The following is a 20,423-nucleotide window of genomic DNA, read 5'->3' on the forward strand; positions in this document are numbered from 1 at the left end:
TGTCTGAAAAGCGTTTACAAATTAATAGGAGGTAGTATGAATATATAAAAAAACCGGAAGCTTAGCTTTCCGGTTTTTGTTTAGGAGATCTATTTATCTGATCCCTAATTATTGTTAAATAGCATATTAAAAGAATAAACTCAAACTCAAACTTTCTCTACTTAACAGGTGATTTTAGAATGAAGGAAATCCACCGGGAACACCACGCTTTTCTCTATTAAACGACGCTTCATTACTACACATTTCTTTTAATAATTCTATTGGAATAATTTCCTTTACAACCATTTGAGTATTACCACTGGATGAGTATTTAATGGTTCGGGTTGATGATACAACACCTATAACTTCTTCTTTATCATTAAAAATGGGAGCTCCGCTTGATCCCTTAGCAAAGTCAGCCGAAATACTGTGTCTTGGTGATTTGGTTGTTCCATTTAAATAAGAACGGGTTATATAGCCTTTGGTATAGGTATAGTACATTCTGTCCGGATGACTAAGTAAATGAATGTTGGAACCAACTTCAGCTCGTTCCCCTAATGTTAAAGGTGTTAATGGCTTATCCGTCTCAATTTTAAAAACGGCAAGATCATGGTCCTTATTTGCAGCCAATACCTCTTTTATAGGATACACATTGCCTTCATGATCCATTGCAAAAACCGAGAGGTAGTAGGTAGGGTTGTCTTTACTAAATTCGTTAAAAACATGATTATTGGTAACACAGGTACCATCGGCATTAATAACAAAGCCTGTAGCTGTAGTTAAGTGAAGGTTTGGGCATTGGCCACACAAATATAACTTACCTAAAATTAAGTTTCCGGCTTTTAAGTTTTCAATGTCTATCCCCCCTTTTCTTTTTCGGCTTCCTTCTTTATAGTCTACTAAAGTTGTTTTTTTAAACTTCTTATATTCAACCATGTCATACATGCCCTTATAATTATCAGCTTCGTATAATGCTATGGCTTTCTTTGTAAAATCATCTAAAACAGTTTGATCATTTGTAAAACCAGGAACAACCACAGTTATGCTGTCATTTTGACTAAAAGCAGACGACCCAAACACTAATAAAATTAATAATAAAATTAAATTCTTCATTTTTGTAATTATTTATATCACAACAAAAGATCGAGTAATTTAGAGTATCTTTTTGCTTTTGATAAAAGAACAGATTCTTTTGTTATGAGACTATTGATATTATTTTATTTTTTCTTTTTTTGGTCCTAATAATTCTTCATGAAGTAATCTTAAGTTTTCTTTAGATTTTTCACTTATAGTTTTCTGGTCCATAGCAATTTGACACCATTTTGAAGCTACTTTTCTTACTTTCATGTCATCACAAACCGAATTAATTTTCATGGCATAGTTCCAAAGAAGTGTACTAATGGCTCTGGATTTGCTTTCATTTTCTTTAATAATGTCATTAACGGCCTGTAAATACACCTCCCAGTTTTTAGTAGCTAAGGCATACTGCATATCAGCAGTTCTCTTTATTTTAGGGATATCTTTAACTTGCATCTCTTTCAACATATTCAAGTAGGCCTCATATTGTTCAAAATCAACAATTGTTTTATCTCCTTCTTTAGTTGAAAATGATTTTGCAGTAGCTGAAAACGCTCTGTAAAGTTTTAATTCAACCGGCCTTGTACCATAAATAGCATTAAACACTTTTGGGTTATTGTGAATATACTTTATGACCTCTGAGTTGCCATCATTAATATATGCTCTAATAGCACTCCAATACTGTATTTTATAATAGTCTTCAGGGGCTATAGTTTTCAGGAATTCTTCTACAACGGCTCCAGCTTCATCCAATTTTCCTGCCGATCCCAAATTCTTCAAATATTCGTAAATAAACTCTATACTTCTTTCACCTTCAGCATATTTGTTTTTGTAATAGCCATAGTTTTTACCACTTTGAGATTTTTTAGCCTCTTCAATTAACCTTTCAGGAGATTTAAAGCCCACAATTCTATGTGTTTCTAATCCGTTGCTATCAAAGAATAATAAAGTAGGGAATGCAGATACGCTAAAATCCTCTTTTAATTGTATGCCTTCTCCCTTTTCCATATCTACTTTTACAGATATAAATTTTTCATTGAAATAGTCACCAACTTCTTTAACCGGAAACACTTTTTTTGATAGCTTTTTACATGGGCCGCACCAGGTTGTATAGCAGTCCATAAAAATAGATTTTTGCTCTTTTTGTGCCAGTTCTATAATTTCGGCCCAACTCCCTTTACTAAATTGTATCCCTTCCTGGGCATAGGTTAGGGTTCCTACTAATATTGCAAGAACTGTTAATAATTTACTTTTCATATGTTTTTATGTTTTGTTTTTATCCTGATCAAAGGGTGTAGAAGCAATCCGTTATGAACTATAGCGGATTGCTTCATGTTATACCCTGATTAGTGCTACTAATCTATTTTTATTTAAAGCACATCACTACTCTATTCCGTCAGGCCATTGTTTCTCCCTGGGCAGTTCTCAATAGCATAACGTACTCTTTCAGCCTGATCTATGGTTACATGGTTACGGAAACTAGGGAAATTCAAGCCCAGATCATCCATTAGGTTCTCTGAGAAGAACTTGTCGCCGTTAACATCGGTTTTTAATAATAGATTGGACTGATTGCCTTCTCCGGCATCAAGGAAAAAGTTTTGGGTGTCCGTACAATAATCATTTCTGTAAGGCGGAACAAACGGCGGTATACCATTGGTGAACCTGGTTCCAAAAAGTCCATAAAATTTACCAACATACCCGGAAACTATTAACCTGGCATCTTCTCCCGGGAACATCAATGCACGCGGTACTGCTGCACAGGTGTTTCTATAGTTTTTAGTTATAGAACTGCCCGGTGCAACCGGGGTTCCCATTCCCGGTAATGAAGGGTCTCCGCTAGTTACAAACTGATTTCTGGGTGTAGAAGTACGCACTGAGTTTGCAGAACCTCCCGGAATAACCACAATATTTAAAAACTTGGTAGGAGTCCAGATATTTCTGCCGTTATTTGCATCCATTACTGCAATAAAATCAGTTGTACTAATAGAAGAACGGGCGGCTATACTTTGGTCATAATCCCTTCTCTTATACCCTGGTCTTGACATTACCCTATTGAAATTGTCTTTTGCTGCCAAACGAAATTCAATATTTGTGCTTCCTGCATTAGGGCCGTTACCAAGTTGATTGTTAAATACCATATTTAAATCTTCTACGGCACGCTCCAAATGAGATTGCTCAATTTCCCGGTGTGTTAAGGGGTCATACGAAGGGTCACTTGACTTAAGCTCAAACACATGGAAAATAACATCCACGTATAGCTTCTCATAGGCTGGAGGTGCTTGTCTTAGGGTTACAGATTTGATCTCAGAAACTACATCTCCTATAGAGGCTTTAAATTCTTTGGTTCCCGTACCTAAATCTGTTGTACTGAATTCCTGTCCAAGCGTATTATCGGCTTCATCTGTTATTTTAATGGCGCCTTCAGGTAAATGTCTTAGATTTACCTGAACAATACTGTCAAATTGTTGTCCGTCTGCATTGGTAAATTGAGCTGTTCTATAGGCCTCAACAACAAATTTAAGAGCGGCTTTACCATCAGCAACCAATGTTTTTGCTCCTGTAGAAAAATAAAGCGAGTCTATTTCACTCACTGAAGGAGTGTACGGTTGGTAATCAAATGTATCTTCCTCACAGGCACTGAAAACTACTGCAAGTACTGTAATATATAATAATATCTTTTTCATGATTGTGTCCTTTTTAGTTCCAAGTTTTTATAGTCCATCCCGGGTTCTGATTTAAATCCGGGTTCACATCTAATTCCTCTACAGGAATTGGCAAGGCGTATTGATAACCGTTTGGTTCAACGGTTTCAGTCCATTCTTGTTGAAAGAATGTAATAGTTCTGGTTATGGTTTTATCGCCATATCTTTTTAAATCCAGCCACCTGTGGTCACCGGCACCGATAAACTCTTTTCTTCGTTCGTTCTTAATTTCCTGTAAAAGCACATCGCCGGTTAAACCAGTTGCATCACCGGCATTTCTAAAGCTTTTAAACTCATTAAGTATCGAAACAGCTTCTGCTTCTTCTCCCAATCTGTAATGCGCCTCGGCTAGGATTAAATAGGCTTCTTCCGGTTCAAAAAGATAGAAATTTCCTCTTTTTTGGGCCAAAGGACCAAAAGCAACACCATCAGGCCATTCCCTGGTATTAAGTACGCCGTTACTAATTATTGCACCATATCTGATATCAGCAGGATCAAGAATATCCATGAAATCCTGTGTAAGGCCCATACGTTGTGGTTGCCTTCCAAAAACGTCTCCAAAAATTGGGGAAGTTGCACGGGGTGTTGCTGTTGACCATTGGAATATTCCCGGGTAATCACCAAATGTTCCCTGAAGTTTTAGTTTAAAATTTGCTACAGATTGAGGAATCAGGCCGGCTGTTCCTTCAATAGCTATTAAAGCCGATTCCTTTGCGTTTGCATAATCATCATTAGCTTTTGCAGGGCTTTCTGCCTTAAACCAGTATACCTGTGCCAGTAGGTTATTTAGATACTGCGTATTGTACATCACATTAAAGGATTCTCTTGGAGGGGTTCTTTCAAGCATGGCTTTGACCTGTCCCAAATCTTCAAGAATGATGTTATATACTTCTGTATGCGTTCTTCTGGGTACCGGAACACCTACAACCTCTCCACCGGAATGTAAATACACGGGAATACCCATGGCATCATCAGTATATGTAGCAAAATGCTGTAGCAGTTTGAAAATAAAGAATGCACGGTGTATCTTCATTTCACCTTCCAATTGGTCGCGTTCTTCCTGTGTGCCACCGCTTACCTCAGGAAGTTCATCTATTAATGCATTGATAAAACCAATACCCTGATAATAGTCGTTCCAAAAGTCTTCAGGGGCTGAGAACTCATTATAAAGAAAATGATTGGCATAAAATAATTCCTTGTCTGTTGCTACAACTGAGCTATTAGATGAAGAAAGGTAAATGTCTATAGAATTTTCAAAGTCTATATTGTCAGAATAAGATTCAAACATCATGATCATTTCCGGTGAAAATACTCTGTTAGGTCCTGTACCGGCTGCAACCGGAGTGGCATTACCGGTGTAGTGGTACAGGTAGCCGGAAAAGGCTTGTTTAACATCATCAAACCCCGCTATAGCCCTTACATTTGCTGGGTCAATTTCCAAATAGTCTGAGCAGGCATGAAACAGTGGACTCAATGCCAGTAATGCCCATATTAATTTATATTTTATTTTTTTCATGTTACTCATTTTTAAAGTCCAAGGTTTAATGATAAAGTGTAGGAAGCTGTGTTAGGATATCCAAAAGCACGTCTTGTTTCCGGGTCTGGCCCTGAGAATTTTGTCAAGGTGAACACATTATTAGCCAAAAGTCTAAGCGATAGGTTAGTAAACGGTAATTGTTTAATGATGTTTTCAGAGGCTCTCCAACCTAAGGAAAGGCTTGAGCACTTAAAATATGATCCGTCTTCTAGGTCGCTATCCAATAAAGACCGTGCGGTTTGTGTTAAAGTTCTTGTATGTGCCGGAACATTAGTAATATCACCTGGTTGGGTCCAACGGTATAAGTTATCTACAGTACGGTTAGTACGTGCCGCTGTTATATCATCAGTACCTCCATCCGGTCCAAATCTTCTGTCTTTAAAGCCTACTAATTTGTTTCCGCCGGCAAATACAAAGTTGGCGTTAATATCAAAGCCTTTGTAAAATACCCTAGTGTTTAATCCACCATAAAATTTAGGGGGATTCTGGCCTAAGTTATAGGTGACGTAATCCTCATCCAATTCGTTTTGAGTCAGAGCATCCAGATCAATTAGTTCATCTGTAAATGTGGTTATTGTCTCACCGTTTATGATCTCTTCGTTTCTACGTTGTGCAAAAACCATGGTTCTACCGTTGTCGGGATCTACATGAGAGAACTTATACCCATAAAAACTGCTTGTAGGATACCCTTCAATGTTTTGAGTGGAGAAACTTGGTCTATTAGGATAAACTTTTTCAAATACCTGGTCAAGTTGGTTATCTACTGTGGTAAGGTTACCCCCAACTTCCCAGATCAAATCCTTTTTGTTGATCACCTCAAATCTTCCGGATATTTCCAAACCGGTATTACTTAGTTGACCAACATTGGCAAATGCAGATGCTCTTCCTATAGATATTGGTAAACTTTGATTGTCCAGAAGGTCTGTTATTTGCTCATCAAAATAATTAGCCTCTATATTTACGCGCCCTCTGAACATTGATAATTCAAAACCAAGGTTCAAGTCGCGTTTTTTCTCCCATTTAAGTACCGGGTTTCCAAAGGTAAACGATCCTAAGCTTGGTAATCCGTCATAAAACCTGGTAGATACACTGTATGAATGAAATGGTAAGGCTTCGCGGTTAATACTTCCCCTAAATCCATAACCGGCTGATAAAACCAACCTGTTTATAAGGCCTTGGTTGTTAATGAAGTTTTCATTGTGGATGTTCCATTTTGCACCGGCAGACCATAAAGGCTGGAACTGATTGTCACTTCCTAAAATGTCCACACCGTCATACCTAACATTAAAGTTAGCTACATATCTGTTGTCGTAAGAGTAAACACCTGACCCGATATAACTTACGCTGCGGCTTTCTCCAAAAAAGCTGCTTCCAAAAAAGCTTAAATTAAGTGCGTCATAGTTATCAGGACTAATGTTATTCCATACAGGGTAGCCCCCTAAACGGTAATCTGTTAAATATATTGGAAGCATACTACCAAATCTGTAGTTAGTAGTGGCTCCAAATTCATTAGCAGCAAAGACCTGAACAAAGTGTTTGTTGATATTTTTGTTAAATTCTATACTGTTTCGAATAGTATAGTTTAAAGAGCGCCCCATATTTTCTCTCAGGTTCCCCTGATTAAATTCTGGTAAAAGCCCTGCTCTGTTTGTAGCTGCATTTCTAAGCCAGTTTCTTTGATAAGATGTATAGGTGCCGGGGCTTACTTCTTCCATAGAGTGAGCCGTATTATAGTCTACCACAGCTCTTCCTACATATCTGAAATCCTCAAGAAAGCTGTATTCAATACCTAACTGGCCACGCACCTGAGCAATGTCATCTGTTTTTGTATTTTGAGTCAGCTCTCTGATGATATTAAATTCATTGTAATTCAAATCAACTGCCCGACTAAGATCTTGAGATGTATCCAGGTAAGAACGGTCTATGGAATAATTTCCCTGGTCATCATATGGTCTTTCATAAGGGTTTGCGAAAACCGCATATCTGAATGGGTCTTCAGAAGATAAACCTCTGGTATTTTTCTTTAATGTAGAGTATAAGTTTACTTTTATCAGCAGGTCATCAGAAACAAACTTGTTTAACTTTACATTTAAACCTCCCCTGTGATTTTGATTTTCAATCAATGTTCCTTCGGCGTTAATATAATTGGCAGAAACATGATATTGTAATTTATTTGTTCCACCGCTCATGGTCAGGATATGAGATTGTGTAAAGGCATCTCTGTATAACTCATCTACCCAATTGGTGTTAATATTAGCCAGCTGTGCTATTTGAGCTTCAGCTTCGGCAGCAGTAATATTTCCAACTCTTACATTGTTAAGCAAACCAACTACGCGACCACCCTGTTGCGGTATAAAATCATCAAAAACTCCTCTTTCATACTCAATTTTCTGTTGAGAATTCATAAAATCCCATCTGTTCTCAGGTCTCATGGTTACACCAAACTTGCCTGAATAACTAATGTAGTCTTTACCGGACTGTCCTTGTTTTGTAGTAATAACAACTACCCCGTTAGCAGCTCTGGCTCCATATATGGATGCCGCAGTGGCATCTTTTAAAATGGTAATATTTTCAATATCCTCAGGAGGAATATTACCCAAACCATGGGTTAATAATTGATTTACACTTCCTGATATTTCTCCGGTTTGCAAAGGCATACCATCTAAAATGTATAGTGGCGATGTTGAACCAGATAGGGTGTTGATCCCTCTGATCTGGATCTGTCCCACTTCACCGGGATTTCCAGAATCACTTCTAACATATAAACCAGGCATTTGTCCTTTTAAGGCTTCATCAACAGTAGTGGCTCCAATAAACTCCATAGCTTCAGAACTCACCGAACTCACCGAACCGATCATTTTAGATTTTTCTCGAGTTTGCATACCGGTTATAACAATGGTATCTAACTCACTGGCACTCTCTTTTAAATATATGGTAAAATTGGTTTGGTTATAAACCGTAAATTCAAAAGATTCAAAGCCAATATATGACACCAATAAGGTAGCATTTGGGCTATCTACGGTAATTGAAAAGTTACCTGATATATCTGTTGTTGTTCCCTTTATACCATTTTTTACAACTATAGTGGCACCGGGAAGCGGTTCATTGGTTCCATGAATGAGAACCTGTCCCTGGATTCTACGCTCTTGCTTATTTTCTGATTCTTTTTTTTTAGAAATTACAATAACATTATCAACTATTTTATATCCTAAATTCTTTCCGTTTAAAAGTGTATTTAGGATTTCTGATAATTTTGCCTCTTTCACATTAATGGAAACCAGTTCCTTTTCATTTAATTCTTCGGTACTGTAAACAAATGTAAAACCGGTTTTGGTTTTGATCTCATCAAACACCTCTACTAAAGCCTTATCCTTTGCCTGTAAAGATAATTTGGCATTTTGACCAAAACCAATTGCAGCTACCTGCAATGTGGTACATAGCATAATTATACTAAATAGTTTCATAATCCTACTAATTTCACGAATCCTGCTTCGAGCAGCAGAATTGCCGATTAAAAAATTTTTTTTCATACTTTTGAGTTGTTAATTAAATTTATTTTCGTGGATATCCACGAAGATTAGAAAGCGGTGGATGCAGCAACATTCACCGTTTTATTTTATATCATTAAATTTATTTTGTGTTTTGTTGGACTGTTATAACGCGTCCATCTACTTTAAAATCAATCGTACCTGTAAGTTCAAGGATCTGTTTTATCTTATTAAATGATTCATATTTTCTTATATCCAGTGAAAAACTGATTTGTTTTGCCTCCGGGTCAGAATACGACACTTCAATATCATACCATTTTTCTATCATAGCCATGATGTTAGATAGTTTTTCGTTTCTAAAAACAAAACGACCATCTTTCCAGGCTGTATACAAATAGGTGTCCACCTTGTTAACTTCTGTTTCCCTATCTTCAATTGAAACCACTCCTTGCATTCCCGGCTCAAGGAAAACAGCATTACCTTCCTGACCTTCAAGGTGAAACTTCACTTGTCCTTCCACTAAAGTGGTATATATATGACTTTCGTCTTTATAGGCTTTTACATTAAATTCTGTACCCAAAACTTCAAGTTCCTGTATCCCAGTAAGTACTTTAAATTTAGAGCCATCATGATTTGTACTAGACGATACATCAAAATAAGCTTCTCCGTATATTAACTCAACCTTACGTTCTTCGCCATTTGCAAAAGATGTTGGATATTTAAGCTTGGATTCTGAATTTAACCAAACTTCTGTACCGTCTGATAAGGTTATATGATATTGCCCGCCTCTTGGAATGGTTAAATAGTTGAATTTTATTTCAGGTTCAGCAGTATTAGTTGCTGTATACACTAATTTTTCGCCGTTACTCTCTAAATTCCCGGAGATATACTGTTCTCCTTTTTCTAAGGTGACTTCTGAGCCGTCCTCTAAAGTTAAGGTGGCTTTGTCTGTACCTGCTTTTATATTGTCTACTATTATTGGAGTTTCATCTTCAACTGAATTGGTGTTAATCAGAAAGAAATAACCGGCAGAAAGAAATATTAAAATAGCAGCAACATATCTAAAGATAGTTCTTCTGTAAAATGGAATTACTTTGGTTTCAGTTTCAATTTTAGCCCATACTTTATTAAGTGCTTCATCTGCATTTACATTATTGTAAAGCATATTTAAAGCATGAGACTCTCTGATGTAGGTTTCAAAGCGCTCTTTATTTTTAGGATGCTTTAACCAATCCTTTAATTTCTTTGTCTCGGCGTCAGAAATTGTATCAAATAAATATTTATGAATTAAGTCTTTCAATTTGTTTTATTTTGGGTGTCATGTGATAGTGACGTGATGTTATTGAAAAAACCCTTAAACATTTTTAATATTTTTATAAAAATTTTGTTTTTCATCCAGATATTTACACATTTGTTTATAATATTGGCAAGTTTATGGACGACTTATTATTAATAACGGAGATTCAGAATAATGATAAGGCTGCCTTTGAGAAATTATTTCAGAGGTACTATAGTCCATTGGTTGGTTATATTACTACTTTTACTAATGATTCTCATTTGTCTGAAGATATCATTCAACAAACGTTTATTATCATTTGGACTAAAAGAAAGAAGTTGAAAATTACAAAGTCAACTAAGAGCTATTTATATTCTGTAGCCTATAATACTTATGTTGATCATTACCGTAAAAAGAAAAGCCGAGATGCCTTTTTTGATGAGTTGCGGGAAAAAACATTACGGAATTCTATTACCGAGGACAAGGAATTTATGGAAAAGCGGTTAGCTAAACTGAAAAATATTGTTGATGCTTTACCTCCCAAATGCAAGGAAATATTGGAGCTTAATAAATTGAACGGTTTAAAGTATAAGGAGATTGCGCTTAAGTTAGATATTTCTCAAAAAACAGTTGAGGCACAAATGCGTATAGCCTTTCAAAAAATCAGACAGGGGTTTGAAGAGGATAAACAGTTTCTTTTCATTTTATTTTAAAAATGGATAGGATACTAAGGTAAGCCTGATATGTTTCAAACACAAACTAATTAGTAGATCAGTTTTAAGTTCTAAAGATTGATAATTTCAGGATTTGCAGTAATTCAATACCTGTAGGTTGTAAAACACTAAAAACAAGATGTTATGGATAAAATTAAATTAACGGCACTATCTCGTACAACAGTTGAGAGAAATCATGCTTTAGTTACCGGAGATGGCTTTGTTAATAGTGTTGTGCCAGGGTGGACAGGTTGTGAGGTTAATGTTGTAATTAGTAAAGCTATGGGTGCTGGTTTTAGCCAGTTAATTACAACCATGACTTCCAATGGTGTTTTAGAAGGAGAAACCGGAGCATCGCAACTGTTTTTTTATGTGTTGGAAGGTGCTTGTACGGTGATTACAAGCAGCCAAAAGAATAGGGTTGAAAAAGGCAGTTATGTTTATATACCGGTGCATGAGGCTTATAAGGTTTTTAATTCTGAAGAGGGTACAACATTACTTTCTTTTCATAAGGAATATGAGGTTTTAAAAGGAGTTTCTAAGCCAGGAATTATAATCAATACACAGGCCAGCATAGAAAAGACGATATATTGCGGAGATCCTAATTTATTAATGCAAAACCTGTTGCCGGATGAAAACAATCTTAGTTTTGATATGGCGGTGAATATTTTCACATACAATCCGGGGGCTAACCTTCCGTTTGTTGAAACCCACATAATGGAACACGGATTACTGTATTTACAAGGACAGGGTATTTACAGGTTGGATGACAAATGGTATCCGGTTAAAAAAGGCGATTGTATTTGGATGGCACCCTATTGTCCACAGTGGTTTGGGGCTTTAGGTGTTGAGCCTGCTGTTTATATTTATTATAAAAATGTAAACAGGTTGCCTGAGATTATGTAAAACATTTTGCTGCAAAATTTAGCGATGTTTTGTTATGACATTATATGTATACTTTGTTTACAGATAATTTTGAAACAGACTACTTAAACGGTTTCGCTAATTTTCATTATTTTTTCGGTTTTTTTAACGGCAACCGCTTAAAGATTATATATTTGCAAAATATATATTTTTAATGAGTAGTTAAGAATATTAACGTCAATTTAGATTATAGATAATTAAAAAAAATGAACAAACAAATAGATCAGCAGTCAGCAGATAATATCAGGTCATTAGCTGTAGCGATGGTAGAGAAGGCAAAATCGGGTCACCCTGGAGGTCCCATGGGTGGTGCAGATTTCATGCATATACTATATTCGGAATTTTTTAATTATGATCCAACAGATATGGAATGGCCTTTTAGAGACCGTTTTTTCATGGATGCGGGTCATTTATCAACGTTGATGTATGCGCAGTATTACCTGTTAGGGAATTATTCTAAAGAAGATATAGCAAATTTCAGGCAATGGGGGTCTATTACCCCAGGGCACCCAGAAGTAGATGTAGCCAGAGGGATAGAAAATACCTCAGGGCCATTAGGTCAAGGGCATACTATGGGAGTAGGAGCTGCTATAGCAGCAAAGTTTTTGCAGGCTCGTTTTGGAGATTGGATGAACCATAAGATCTATGGCTTTATATCCGATGGTGGTATCCAGGAAGAGGTATCACAAGGTGCAGGGCGAATAGCAGGGCACCTAGGACTGAGTAATTTTATCATGTTCTTTGATTCCAATGATATCCAGTTATCAACATCAACCGATGAAGTAACTACTGAAGATACAGCCATGAAATATGAATCCTGGGGCTGGAAGGTAGTGACTATTGATGGGCATGATCATGATCAAATCAGAAAGGCCCTGACCGATGCTAATAATGAAACAGAAAAGCCTACCCTGATTATAGGTAAGACCATTATGGGTAAAGGATGTGTGACAGCCGATGGCAGTATGTTTGAAGGCTATTGTGAATTACACGGTCAACCTATAGGAAATACAGGAGCAGATTACAAAAAGACCTTATTAAACCTGGGAGCTAATCCGGAATCACCATTTGATATCTATGGAGATGTACAGGAATTCTATAAGGATTTAATAGCAGAAAAAACAGCTAAGGCAACTGAAAAGAAGGCTCAGATCAATGCCTGGAGAAAAGAAAATGGCGCGTTGGCTGATAAATTAGATTTCTTCTTATCAGGAAAACTTCCGGAACTGGATTTTGAAACCATAGAACATAAAGCAGGATTAGCAACACGAGGCGCATCGTCAAACGTCTTAGGTTATTTAGCTGATCATGTAGAAAACATGATTGTCTCATCTGCAGATCTATCAAACAGTGATAAGACCGATGGATTCTTAAAAAAATCGTCAGCTTTACAAAAAGGAGATTTTAGCGGATCCTTCCTGCAGGCAGGAGTAGCAGAGTTGACTATGGCCTGTATAGCCAATGGAATAGCATTACACGGAGGGGTCATTCCTGTGGTAGCTACCTTCTTTGTATTTTCAGATTATATGAAACCGGCTATTAGATTAAGTGGAATACAAGAGTTACCAGTAAAGTATGTTTGGACACATGATGCCTTTAGAGTAGGAGAGGATGGGCCAACCCACCAGCCTATAGAACAAGAGGCGCAAATCAGGTTATTGGAAAAACTAAAGAACCACAGTGGAAAGAACAGTTTTCTGGCCATGCGTCCGGCAGATTCGGCAGAGACCAGTGTAGCCTGGAAAATGGCTTTGGAAAATACAGATACTCCATCAGGTTTAATATTATCCAGACAGGGGATCAAGGATGTACCGGCCCAAGGCGTATCAAGATACCAGGAGGCTCTAGCAGCAGAACAAGGTGGATATTTGGTAAAAGAAGTAGAAAATCCGGATGTGGTATTGATAGCTAACGGATCAGAAGTATCAACTTTAGTAGAAGCGGCAGCAATATTAGAAGAGCAGGAAAACCTAAAAGTAAATATAGCATCTATTATTTCAGAAGGGGTGTTCAGGCAACAATCTAAAGATTACCAAAACAGCGTGATACCAAAAAACAAGCCTTTATTTGGATTAACGGCAGGATTGCCTGTGAATTTGGAGAGCCTGGTAGGAGAGCACGGCAAGGTGTTTGGAGTAGATCATTTTGGGTATTCAGCACCGGCCAAGGTACTGGATGATAAATTTGGATTTACAGGAGAAAAAGTAAGTAAAGAAGTATTAGCTTATTTAAGCGAAACCGTTTTAATAAAATAAAAGAAAAGACAAAGAGATGAAGTTTTTTATAGATACAGCAAACCTTGATGATATAGCAGAAGCACAGGCATTAGGAGTTTTAGACGGGGTGACTACCAATCCGTCATTAATGGCAAAGGAAGGCATAACCGGAGAAGCTAATATTATAGCACATTACAAGAAAATATGTGATATAGTAGATGGTCATGTGAGTGCCGAGGTCATTTCAACAGATTTTGAAGGCATGGTAAAAGAAGGCGAAGCATTAGCAGCTTTAAACCCTCAAATAGTAGTAAAATTACCATTGATAGCCGATGGAATCAAAGCCTGTAAATATTTTTCAGATAAAGGAATAAAAACCAATGTAACGCTGGTATTTTCAGCAGGCCAGGCCTTATTGGCAGCAAAAGCAGGTGCTACTTATGTATCGCCATTTTTAGGAAGATTGGATGATATCTCAACAGACGGATTGAATCTGATAGCTGAAATCAGACAGATTTATGATAACTATGCTTTTGATACGCAAATACTGGCAGCCTCTATTCGTCACACCATGCACGTTATAGATTGTGCAAAATTAGGTAGTGATGTTATGACCGGGCCATTATCATCAATCAAAGGGCTTTTAAAACATCCTTTAACTGATATTGGTTTGGCAAAATTCTTAGAAGATTATAAGAAAGGGAATAGTTAAAATACCTTTTATCAATACAATAAAAAGCTTCTCTTTTTCAAGCATACTAACTTGAATGGGAGAAGCTTTTTCAATTAACTACAAACTAAACTAACAAAATTGATTATTCTATATTAAATTTAAATATTTGAGACTCGGAGGTGTTATTCTGATCGTCAACAGATATAACACGCCAGTAATATGAGTTTCCTGAACTTACATTGACGTCTAATGTACTACTGGCAGTAATACCTTGCTCATTAGTTGGAGTTGATGCCGTTCCAAACAACACTTTATATTCTTTGATATCATCATCAACATCTTCACCGGTCCATTCTAAGGTTACGCTTGTTGTTGATGCCGAAAATGTTTTGTCATAAATAGGGCTAATTAGATCTGCTGGAAACGGCGCATACGATGAAACCGCTTCGCCCGCATTATAAAATTTCCAGGTAGCACTTTGAGCCGTTTTTGATCCTGAATTCTTTGAAACAACATACCATGAATATGGCGTGCCTCTTAAAATGGTTACGCTTTTTTCTGATACGGTTGAGGTGTAATTAGTAACAGCCTGAGTTTCTAAATTCTTTACAACCAATTGATAGGTATCGGTATTATTAGCATCATTCCAGTTAAATACAATAGTACTTTGTGTACTTGTTAGATTTGATCCTTCTGTACACTCTGAGTTTTCATTGGGAAAAACCAAAGCTGCTGCTCCAGGTGGATCTGTACCCGCCGGCGGTTTAGGCTCAGGAGCATCATCACCTCCACCGCTACTGCTGCAATTAAAGAGATAAAGGCTTAAAACTAAACTTGCAATTATATATTTAATAGATGTTTTCATTTTTATGTCTGTTATTATTGTCATTATTGATCACATATAACCTAAGCTTAGGTTATCAATTCTTAATTATTTTAAAATTTCTTTGAACAGTGTTTGTATTTATTTTTAAAATGTAAACACCCTTTGAGAAATCTGATGTATTAATTATAAGCTTACTGTTTCTGGTAGTGTGACTATAAACACGTTTGCCCAGTACTGAGAAAACTTCAATATATGCCGGTTCATTATTTAATGCTCCTAAATACACATTAAGTACATTATTGTGATCAACAGGGTTTGGATAGGCCAGCATTTCACCGCCATAGAATATGGTTTCTTCATATTTCCCCTGGCAATTTTTATCAGTTTCAACACTGATCTTATTTTCACCTGGTTGTAACTGTAAATCAATAGTTGAGTTTGAAGTTTCAGTAGTTATTCCATTTAATGTGACTTTATAACTGCTACTTCCATACATACTCAAAGAAACCTGATCTTTTGTATTGCTTACTTTTGAGAAAACTGATAGATTTTCCGGCTGAGTAACAGTAACGTTAAAACACATTTCAAAATCGGGTTCATTGTCTACGGTAATGCAAACCTCATAATCTCCAGCTTCTAAATTTTCTTTAATCAATGTTGTTGTAAAGTTATCTTCACTACTAAATGCGTTTCCGGTAATCTTTACAGTGTAATTTAAGACCTCAATGGCAGTAATATCAATAATCCCGTTATTACTGCTTCTACAGGTTTCTCCTGAAATTTGAATTTTAAAGTTGTTTTTTGGAAGGCTGAATATTTCACAACCATTGGCATCTACAATGGCCCCTATTGGTGTATTTGGACATTGGTCATTTGCATTTAAAACCCCGTCACTATCTAAATCTTCAGGGTTTATAAATGGCTTATCGCCATAGATAATGAAAGTTCCCGGTTCTAAGCTTATTAATGTATTAACATTGTTAACTTCCAGTGGTGTATTTCTATTTAATAGATTGTACCAGGTTCCGGTTTGCTGAAACTCCGGGTCAATATTTTGAGCAGCTAGTCCGAAATTCCCAATAATGGTAATGTGTTTTATTTCATCTCCGGTAGCGCTATCTAAAGAGAGGTGAATGGATTTAAGGCCGTTTGATTTACCCGCATCAATCTCAAAATTTGTTGTGTTGAAAATAGGCTGTTCCAGTTTTAAACGTATCAATTCAGACCAGGTGTTGTAAATGGCTTTCCTGTTGGCATCATCAAAATACTCCCATCTTATGGGTTTATTTCCGGTTCGTCCACCCTGATCAATAGAAACATCATAGCCTAATTCTCCAAATTGCCAGATCATTTTTGGCCCCGGAACTGTAAAGAAAAATGCACCTGCAGTTTCTGTACGCTGCAATCCTGTGTTTAGATCTTTTACGCTGTATGAACCATTAGATTTATCTGAATTTAAGTTCCTGTACATCATACGTTCTTCGTCATGACTTTCCATATAGCCAATTGCTGACGAAGCCTGAGCAAATCCTTTTTTCTTATAAGATATTCTATCAAAGTTAGATGACGCATTACCTTCCGTAGCCGAGCTGTAATCATGGTTTAGATTATTCCATAGCATAATACCTTTGCCTTCATTAACACGGTAATCCGCCCATTCTTTTTCTTCGGTAATACCTCCTAAATGCTCAAAAATAACGTAGAAATCTTCATTGATTTCCCATTGGTCATCGGCATATAGTTTTAGTACATCCACACGGTCTTGTTGATAGGAACCGGTGCAACCCTCATCACTGGCTGTACAGTTTTGTGTAAATCCTTTAGTTAAATCCCAACGGAAGCCGTCAACATTATATTCATTGATCCAAAACTGGGATACACGTTTCACATAATCTCTTGTTGCTTGAGTGCTATGATTGAAGTCGTTAAAAACACTATAGGCATGTTTTGCCGTTTGATTAAAAAACGGACTGTTGGCAGAGGCTGTTCCTCCATAGTTTCCGTTATCGGTATTCCAAAGTCTATAGTATGGATGTTGTCCTGAAGCATGATTGAACACCACATCAACAATTATGGCAATGCCTCTTTTATGGCATTCGTCAATCAAAGCTTTAAAAGCATTTTGGGTGCCATAATATTTGTCTAATGCCATATGGAAGGATGGGTTATATCCCCAACTTTCATTACCATCAAATTCATTTAAAGGCATAAATTCTATGGCGTTAACCCCTAAGTTTTCTAAATAATCTAACCTGTCTTTAACGGCATCAAAACTGTGTAATGCATCAAAATCACGGATGAGAAACTCATAAATCACCAAATCTGTTTTTTCAGGAGCATTAAAATCCGGGACTTCCCAGTTATAAGGTGTATCACCGGTTCTTAACAAAGTTACAGAATGATTGGTCTCTCCGGTTGGGTAAGCCGGTAAATCAGGGTAGGTTGTACTATTTATAAATTGATCATTAGATTCTGTTAAAATTACGGGGGAGTAAGGGTCAGCAACTCTAATGGTAGCATCAACCAAATATTGATACGTATGATTTGATTGAGGCGTTAAGCCTGTTAATTCAATCCAGAACCGGTCTTTTGAACTGTCTTTTTTCATCAGGTAGGTGTCATCTACAGTCCAGTTATTGAAATCTCCAATAACATGTACAAAATCTTTTTCTGGAGCGTAAAGTACTAAGGTAGCTTTAGTGGCATCTAAGGTATTATAATTAATACCATCTAAGAGATTAGCTGGCAAAGGTGATTCTGTAACCGTTGGTTTAACAATAACTTGAAACGTTTTTGAATCTGTATCTGTGCCATTGGTAATCTGTAACTTAAAATTAGTGGTCTCGTTAACCGTATAAGTGTTTGTATAGGTAGTAGTTTGTGTGTCTGTGTCAACAATAACATTGTTGGCTAATAAGGTGAAATCTGCAGTAAGGCTGGATGTAGCATTAATTAAAATGGTTTCTCCGGCATTTAATATGGTTGTGGTATGGGTTGGACTATCCAGAAATAGCTGAAAAGCTCCTAAATCAAAAAAGAAATCACTACACCCCGAAGCTTTAAATTCCTGGCTTCCGGATTCATTTCTAAAAACCATACCTAATTGTGTGGCTGTATTTTGTTGTTCTGTAGTTATGTTGTAGTATGTTGAAGGTGTAATAGTAATACTGTATGTACCATTACCATTATCAGTCATTTGTCCAACACCATCATCTTGCCCCCAGTTCCCAATAACGTCAAAACCAAAAGCATTGGCGTCATCTCCAATTCCGGAGTGCATATAAACTTTATTGGGTGCATTAAAGCTGCTACAATCTGTAGCTGTACTGTTTATATCTACTGTTATGGTTATTTCATCAGTTACCTCAAATGCATTTGGAGTTATTGTGACTTGAGCTGTCGCTGAGAATCCAATTAAGATAAAAGCAAGACGTATTAATTTTTTCATTACTATTTTATTTAAACATGAGGTAAATACAAGTAGGGGTTTGAGGTTTAAGGAAAAAAAGGCTGATATATACATCAGCCTTTTTTTATTTGTGCTATTAATTTTAATTAGGAATTATATTATAGCTTCCATCCAGATCATTAAACCAGATGTCATAGCTTCCGGTAGGCGCATTAAATGGTATGTTGTCACCGCCACCAGCTAATATTGCTGTACCGTATAGTTCATTTGAACCAGTATATCTCCATACATCATCCCAAGCGTCATTAGCTCTAATTAACATGCTTCCACCATTAGTTAACGTCACGCCATTTACGAACCATAAATGTGGGTTGTTAGGATCTTGAGTAAAGTCTGTATCAGAACCCCATCCACCTGGTGTAGCATCACCAATAATACCTATAGTTGGATAAACAGGCGCGGCAGAGGCATCATAAGCCACAACAGTAAAGCTTCCGGCATCTCCAACCGTAGTGAAGTTATATGTATAATATCCGGCAGTAGCAACATTAAAGGTGCCAGGGTCTGAACCTCCTCCGCGATTTACCGCTAAAGTAGAACCATCATTGGTTCCCCATTGTGGTTGCCATGCAGTAGTTTCCAACATTTTAAAGGCTCCGGCTCCAAAATACCCCGTAAATACATAAGCATTAGGAACATCTTGATTTCTAAAAACAACAGTGTTGTTGTTATCAGGGTTCCATCCCGGAGTTGTTGCATCACCAACTAAGTAAAGGTTAGGGAAAGATACATTATAAGGCGTAACAGAAATTGTTATAGTTTCTGATGTTCTTACAAGTTCATTCCCATTTTTATTGGTGTATGAGGCTACTACTCTAATGTCCATGTCGCCAGCAATATCAGCTGTTAATCCAATTCCAATAGCAACTGCATTTAAATCTGAGTGTGTTGAGGTAATTGAGGTAATGTTTGTACCAGACCCAATTGAAACTGGGTTAGTAAAATCAGTTCCGGCTGCTGCAGCTTCAATACTATATGTAATCTCTAACTCTTGGGGTGAGGACAAAGCTTCATCTGACCATGTAACTGTCATTGCTATTTCATCTGCAGAATCTAAAGATAAGACAAAAGCATCATTATTAATAGGGCTTGAGATTTTAGGTAATTCAATAGGATAAGTGGTCACTAAATATTGAATGTTGTTACTTAGTGTTCCTTCTCCATTTATTCTAAAATATGTAGTAATATCAACATAGTCTGTAACTCCTGTAGACCTAATGGCTTCGTTTAATCCTTTTACGTTTATAGTAAAAGAGTTTCCTTCGACTGAACCTAAATTTATTGGTAAGCCAAACTCTGGTTCTAGTGCCATTTCAACATCATAGGATGAGCTGTTTGTTAAGTTGTCATTCCATGAAAGGGTAATGGCTGCGTTATCTGGTGTTCCAAAATTTAAAAACACACTATTAATACTAGGTTGTTGTAAAACGAAAGAAGGTGCAGGATTAGTAAGCACAAATGTTTCTTCATTTTCACAACTCGTAAAAATAAGGGCTATTGCAAATAAAAGAATGGTTGTTTTTTTTATATATATATTCATGTC

General features: G+C 36.8%; 13 protein-coding genes. 4 read left to right on the plus strand and 9 right to left on the minus strand.

All coding sequences use genetic code 11. The features are described from left to right. Positions 1 to 174: 174 nt before the first annotated feature. The 6 genes from VOI54_RS06935 to VOI54_RS06960 form a co-directional block, all read right to left on the minus strand. Positions 175 to 1,092, minus strand: coding sequence for a S1 family peptidase (locus VOI54_RS06935; RefSeq protein WP_326281996.1), 918 nt, complete (start codon positions 1,090 to 1,092; stop codon positions 175 to 177). Positions 1,093 to 1,191: 99 nt separating this feature from the next. Then, the gene (locus VOI54_RS06940; RefSeq protein WP_326281997.1) at positions 1,192 to 2,313 is read right to left on the minus strand and encodes a thioredoxin family protein; all 1,122 of its coding nucleotides are present in this window, start codon (positions 2,311 to 2,313) and stop codon (positions 1,192 to 1,194) included. A 131-nt stretch (positions 2,314 to 2,444) separates the two neighbouring features. Continuing rightward, positions 2,445 to 3,740 (minus strand): hypothetical protein, encoded by a 1,296-nt coding sequence (locus tag VOI54_RS06945; protein WP_326281998.1) that lies wholly within the window; start codon positions 3,738 to 3,740, stop codon positions 2,445 to 2,447. Positions 3,741 to 3,753: 13 nt separating this feature from the next. Next, a complete protein-coding gene (locus tag VOI54_RS06950) occupies positions 3,754 to 5,274 on the minus strand; it encodes a RagB/SusD family nutrient uptake outer membrane protein (RefSeq protein ID WP_326281999.1) in 1,521 nt (506 codons plus the stop codon). A gap of 11 nt (positions 5,275 to 5,285) precedes the next feature. Beyond that, positions 5,286 to 8,825, minus strand: a complete 3,540-nt coding sequence (locus VOI54_RS06955) for a SusC/RagA family TonB-linked outer membrane protein (protein ID WP_326282000.1) — start codon at positions 8,823 to 8,825, stop codon at positions 5,286 to 5,288. Between the two features lie 100 nt (positions 8,826 to 8,925). Further along, the gene (locus tag VOI54_RS06960) at positions 8,926 to 10,083 is read right to left on the minus strand and encodes a FecR family protein (RefSeq protein WP_326282001.1); all 1,158 of its coding nucleotides are present in this window, start codon (positions 10,081 to 10,083) and stop codon (positions 8,926 to 8,928) included. Positions 10,084 to 10,217: 134 nt separating this feature from the next. Here VOI54_RS06960 and VOI54_RS06965 point away from each other — a divergent pair, with 134 nt between their 5' ends. The 4 genes from VOI54_RS06965 to fsa all read left to right on the plus strand — a co-directional run bounded on the left by VOI54_RS06965 (position 10,218) and on the right by fsa (position 14,624). Beyond that, positions 10,218 to 10,772, plus strand: a complete 555-nt coding sequence (locus VOI54_RS06965; protein ID WP_326282002.1) for an RNA polymerase sigma factor — start codon at positions 10,218 to 10,220, stop codon at positions 10,770 to 10,772. A 144-nt stretch (positions 10,773 to 10,916) separates the two neighbouring features. Continuing rightward, the gene (allE, locus tag VOI54_RS06970; protein ID WP_326282003.1) at positions 10,917 to 11,678 is read left to right on the plus strand and encodes a (S)-ureidoglycine aminohydrolase; all 762 of its coding nucleotides are present in this window, start codon (positions 10,917 to 10,919) and stop codon (positions 11,676 to 11,678) included. Positions 11,679 to 11,902: 224 nt separating this feature from the next. Beyond that, positions 11,903 to 13,951 carry a transketolase family protein gene (locus VOI54_RS06975; protein ID WP_326282004.1) on the plus strand — a complete coding sequence of 683 codons (2,049 nt, stop codon included), beginning with the start codon at positions 11,903 to 11,905 and terminating at the stop codon, positions 13,949 to 13,951. A gap of 16 nt (positions 13,952 to 13,967) precedes the next feature. Continuing rightward, positions 13,968 to 14,624 carry a fructose-6-phosphate aldolase gene (gene fsa, locus VOI54_RS06980; protein WP_326282005.1) on the plus strand — a complete coding sequence of 219 codons (657 nt, stop codon included), beginning with the start codon at positions 13,968 to 13,970 and terminating at the stop codon, positions 14,622 to 14,624. A 103-nt stretch (positions 14,625 to 14,727) separates the two neighbouring features. On the opposite strand, the gene VOI54_RS06985 is transcribed toward fsa, so the two are convergent. The 3 genes from VOI54_RS06985 to VOI54_RS06995 all read right to left on the minus strand — a co-directional run bounded on the left by VOI54_RS06985 (position 14,728) and on the right by VOI54_RS06995 (position 20,420). After that, entirely contained in the window at positions 14,728 to 15,450 is a 723-nt protein-coding gene (locus VOI54_RS06985) for a hypothetical protein (protein ID WP_326282006.1), read from the minus strand. A 55-nt stretch (positions 15,451 to 15,505) separates the two neighbouring features. Continuing rightward, entirely contained in the window at positions 15,506 to 18,859 is a 3,354-nt protein-coding gene (locus VOI54_RS06990) for an alpha-amylase family glycosyl hydrolase (RefSeq protein WP_326282007.1), read from the minus strand. Positions 18,860 to 18,962: 103 nt separating this feature from the next. After that, entirely contained in the window at positions 18,963 to 20,420 is a 1,458-nt protein-coding gene (locus VOI54_RS06995) for a SusE domain-containing protein (protein ID WP_326282008.1), read from the minus strand. Positions 20,421 to 20,423 lie beyond the last annotated feature (3 nt).

Source organism: Alterotamlana spongicola (assembly GCF_035818475.1).
Classification (GTDB): domain Bacteria; phylum Bacteroidota; class Bacteroidia; order Flavobacteriales; family Flavobacteriaceae; genus Cognatitamlana.

Coding starts and splice junctions, on each gene's coding strand:
- VOI54_RS06935 (WP_326281996.1), bottom strand. CDS start 1,092: ATGAAGAATTTAATTTTATTATTAATTTTATTAGTGTTTGGGTCGTCT.
- VOI54_RS06940 (WP_326281997.1), bottom strand. CDS start 2,313: ATGAAAAGTAAATTATTAACAGTTCTTGCAATATTAGTAGGAACCCTA.
- VOI54_RS06945 (WP_326281998.1), bottom strand. CDS start 3,740: ATGAAAAAGATATTATTATATATTACAGTACTTGCAGTAGTTTTCAGT.
- VOI54_RS06950 (WP_326281999.1), bottom strand. CDS start 5,274: ATGAAAAAAATAAAATATAAATTAATATGGGCATTACTGGCATTGAGT.
- VOI54_RS06955 (WP_326282000.1), bottom strand. CDS start 8,825: ATGAAAAAAAATTTTTTAATCGGCAATTCTGCTGCTCGAAGCAGGATT.
- VOI54_RS06965 (WP_326282002.1), top strand. CDS start 10,218: ATGGACGACTTATTATTAATAACGGAGATTCAGAATAATGATAAGGCT.
- allE (WP_326282003.1), top strand. CDS start 10,917: ATGGATAAAATTAAATTAACGGCACTATCTCGTACAACAGTTGAGAGA.
- VOI54_RS06975 (WP_326282004.1), top strand. CDS start 11,903: ATGAACAAACAAATAGATCAGCAGTCAGCAGATAATATCAGGTCATTA.
- fsa (WP_326282005.1), top strand. CDS start 13,968: ATGAAGTTTTTTATAGATACAGCAAACCTTGATGATATAGCAGAAGCA.
- VOI54_RS06985 (WP_326282006.1), bottom strand. CDS start 15,450: ATGAAAACATCTATTAAATATATAATTGCAAGTTTAGTTTTAAGCCTT.
- VOI54_RS06990 (WP_326282007.1), bottom strand. CDS start 18,859: ATGAAAAAATTAATACGTCTTGCTTTTATCTTAATTGGATTCTCAGCG.
- VOI54_RS06995 (WP_326282008.1), bottom strand. CDS start 20,420: ATGAATATATATATAAAAAAAACAACCATTCTTTTATTTGCAATAGCC.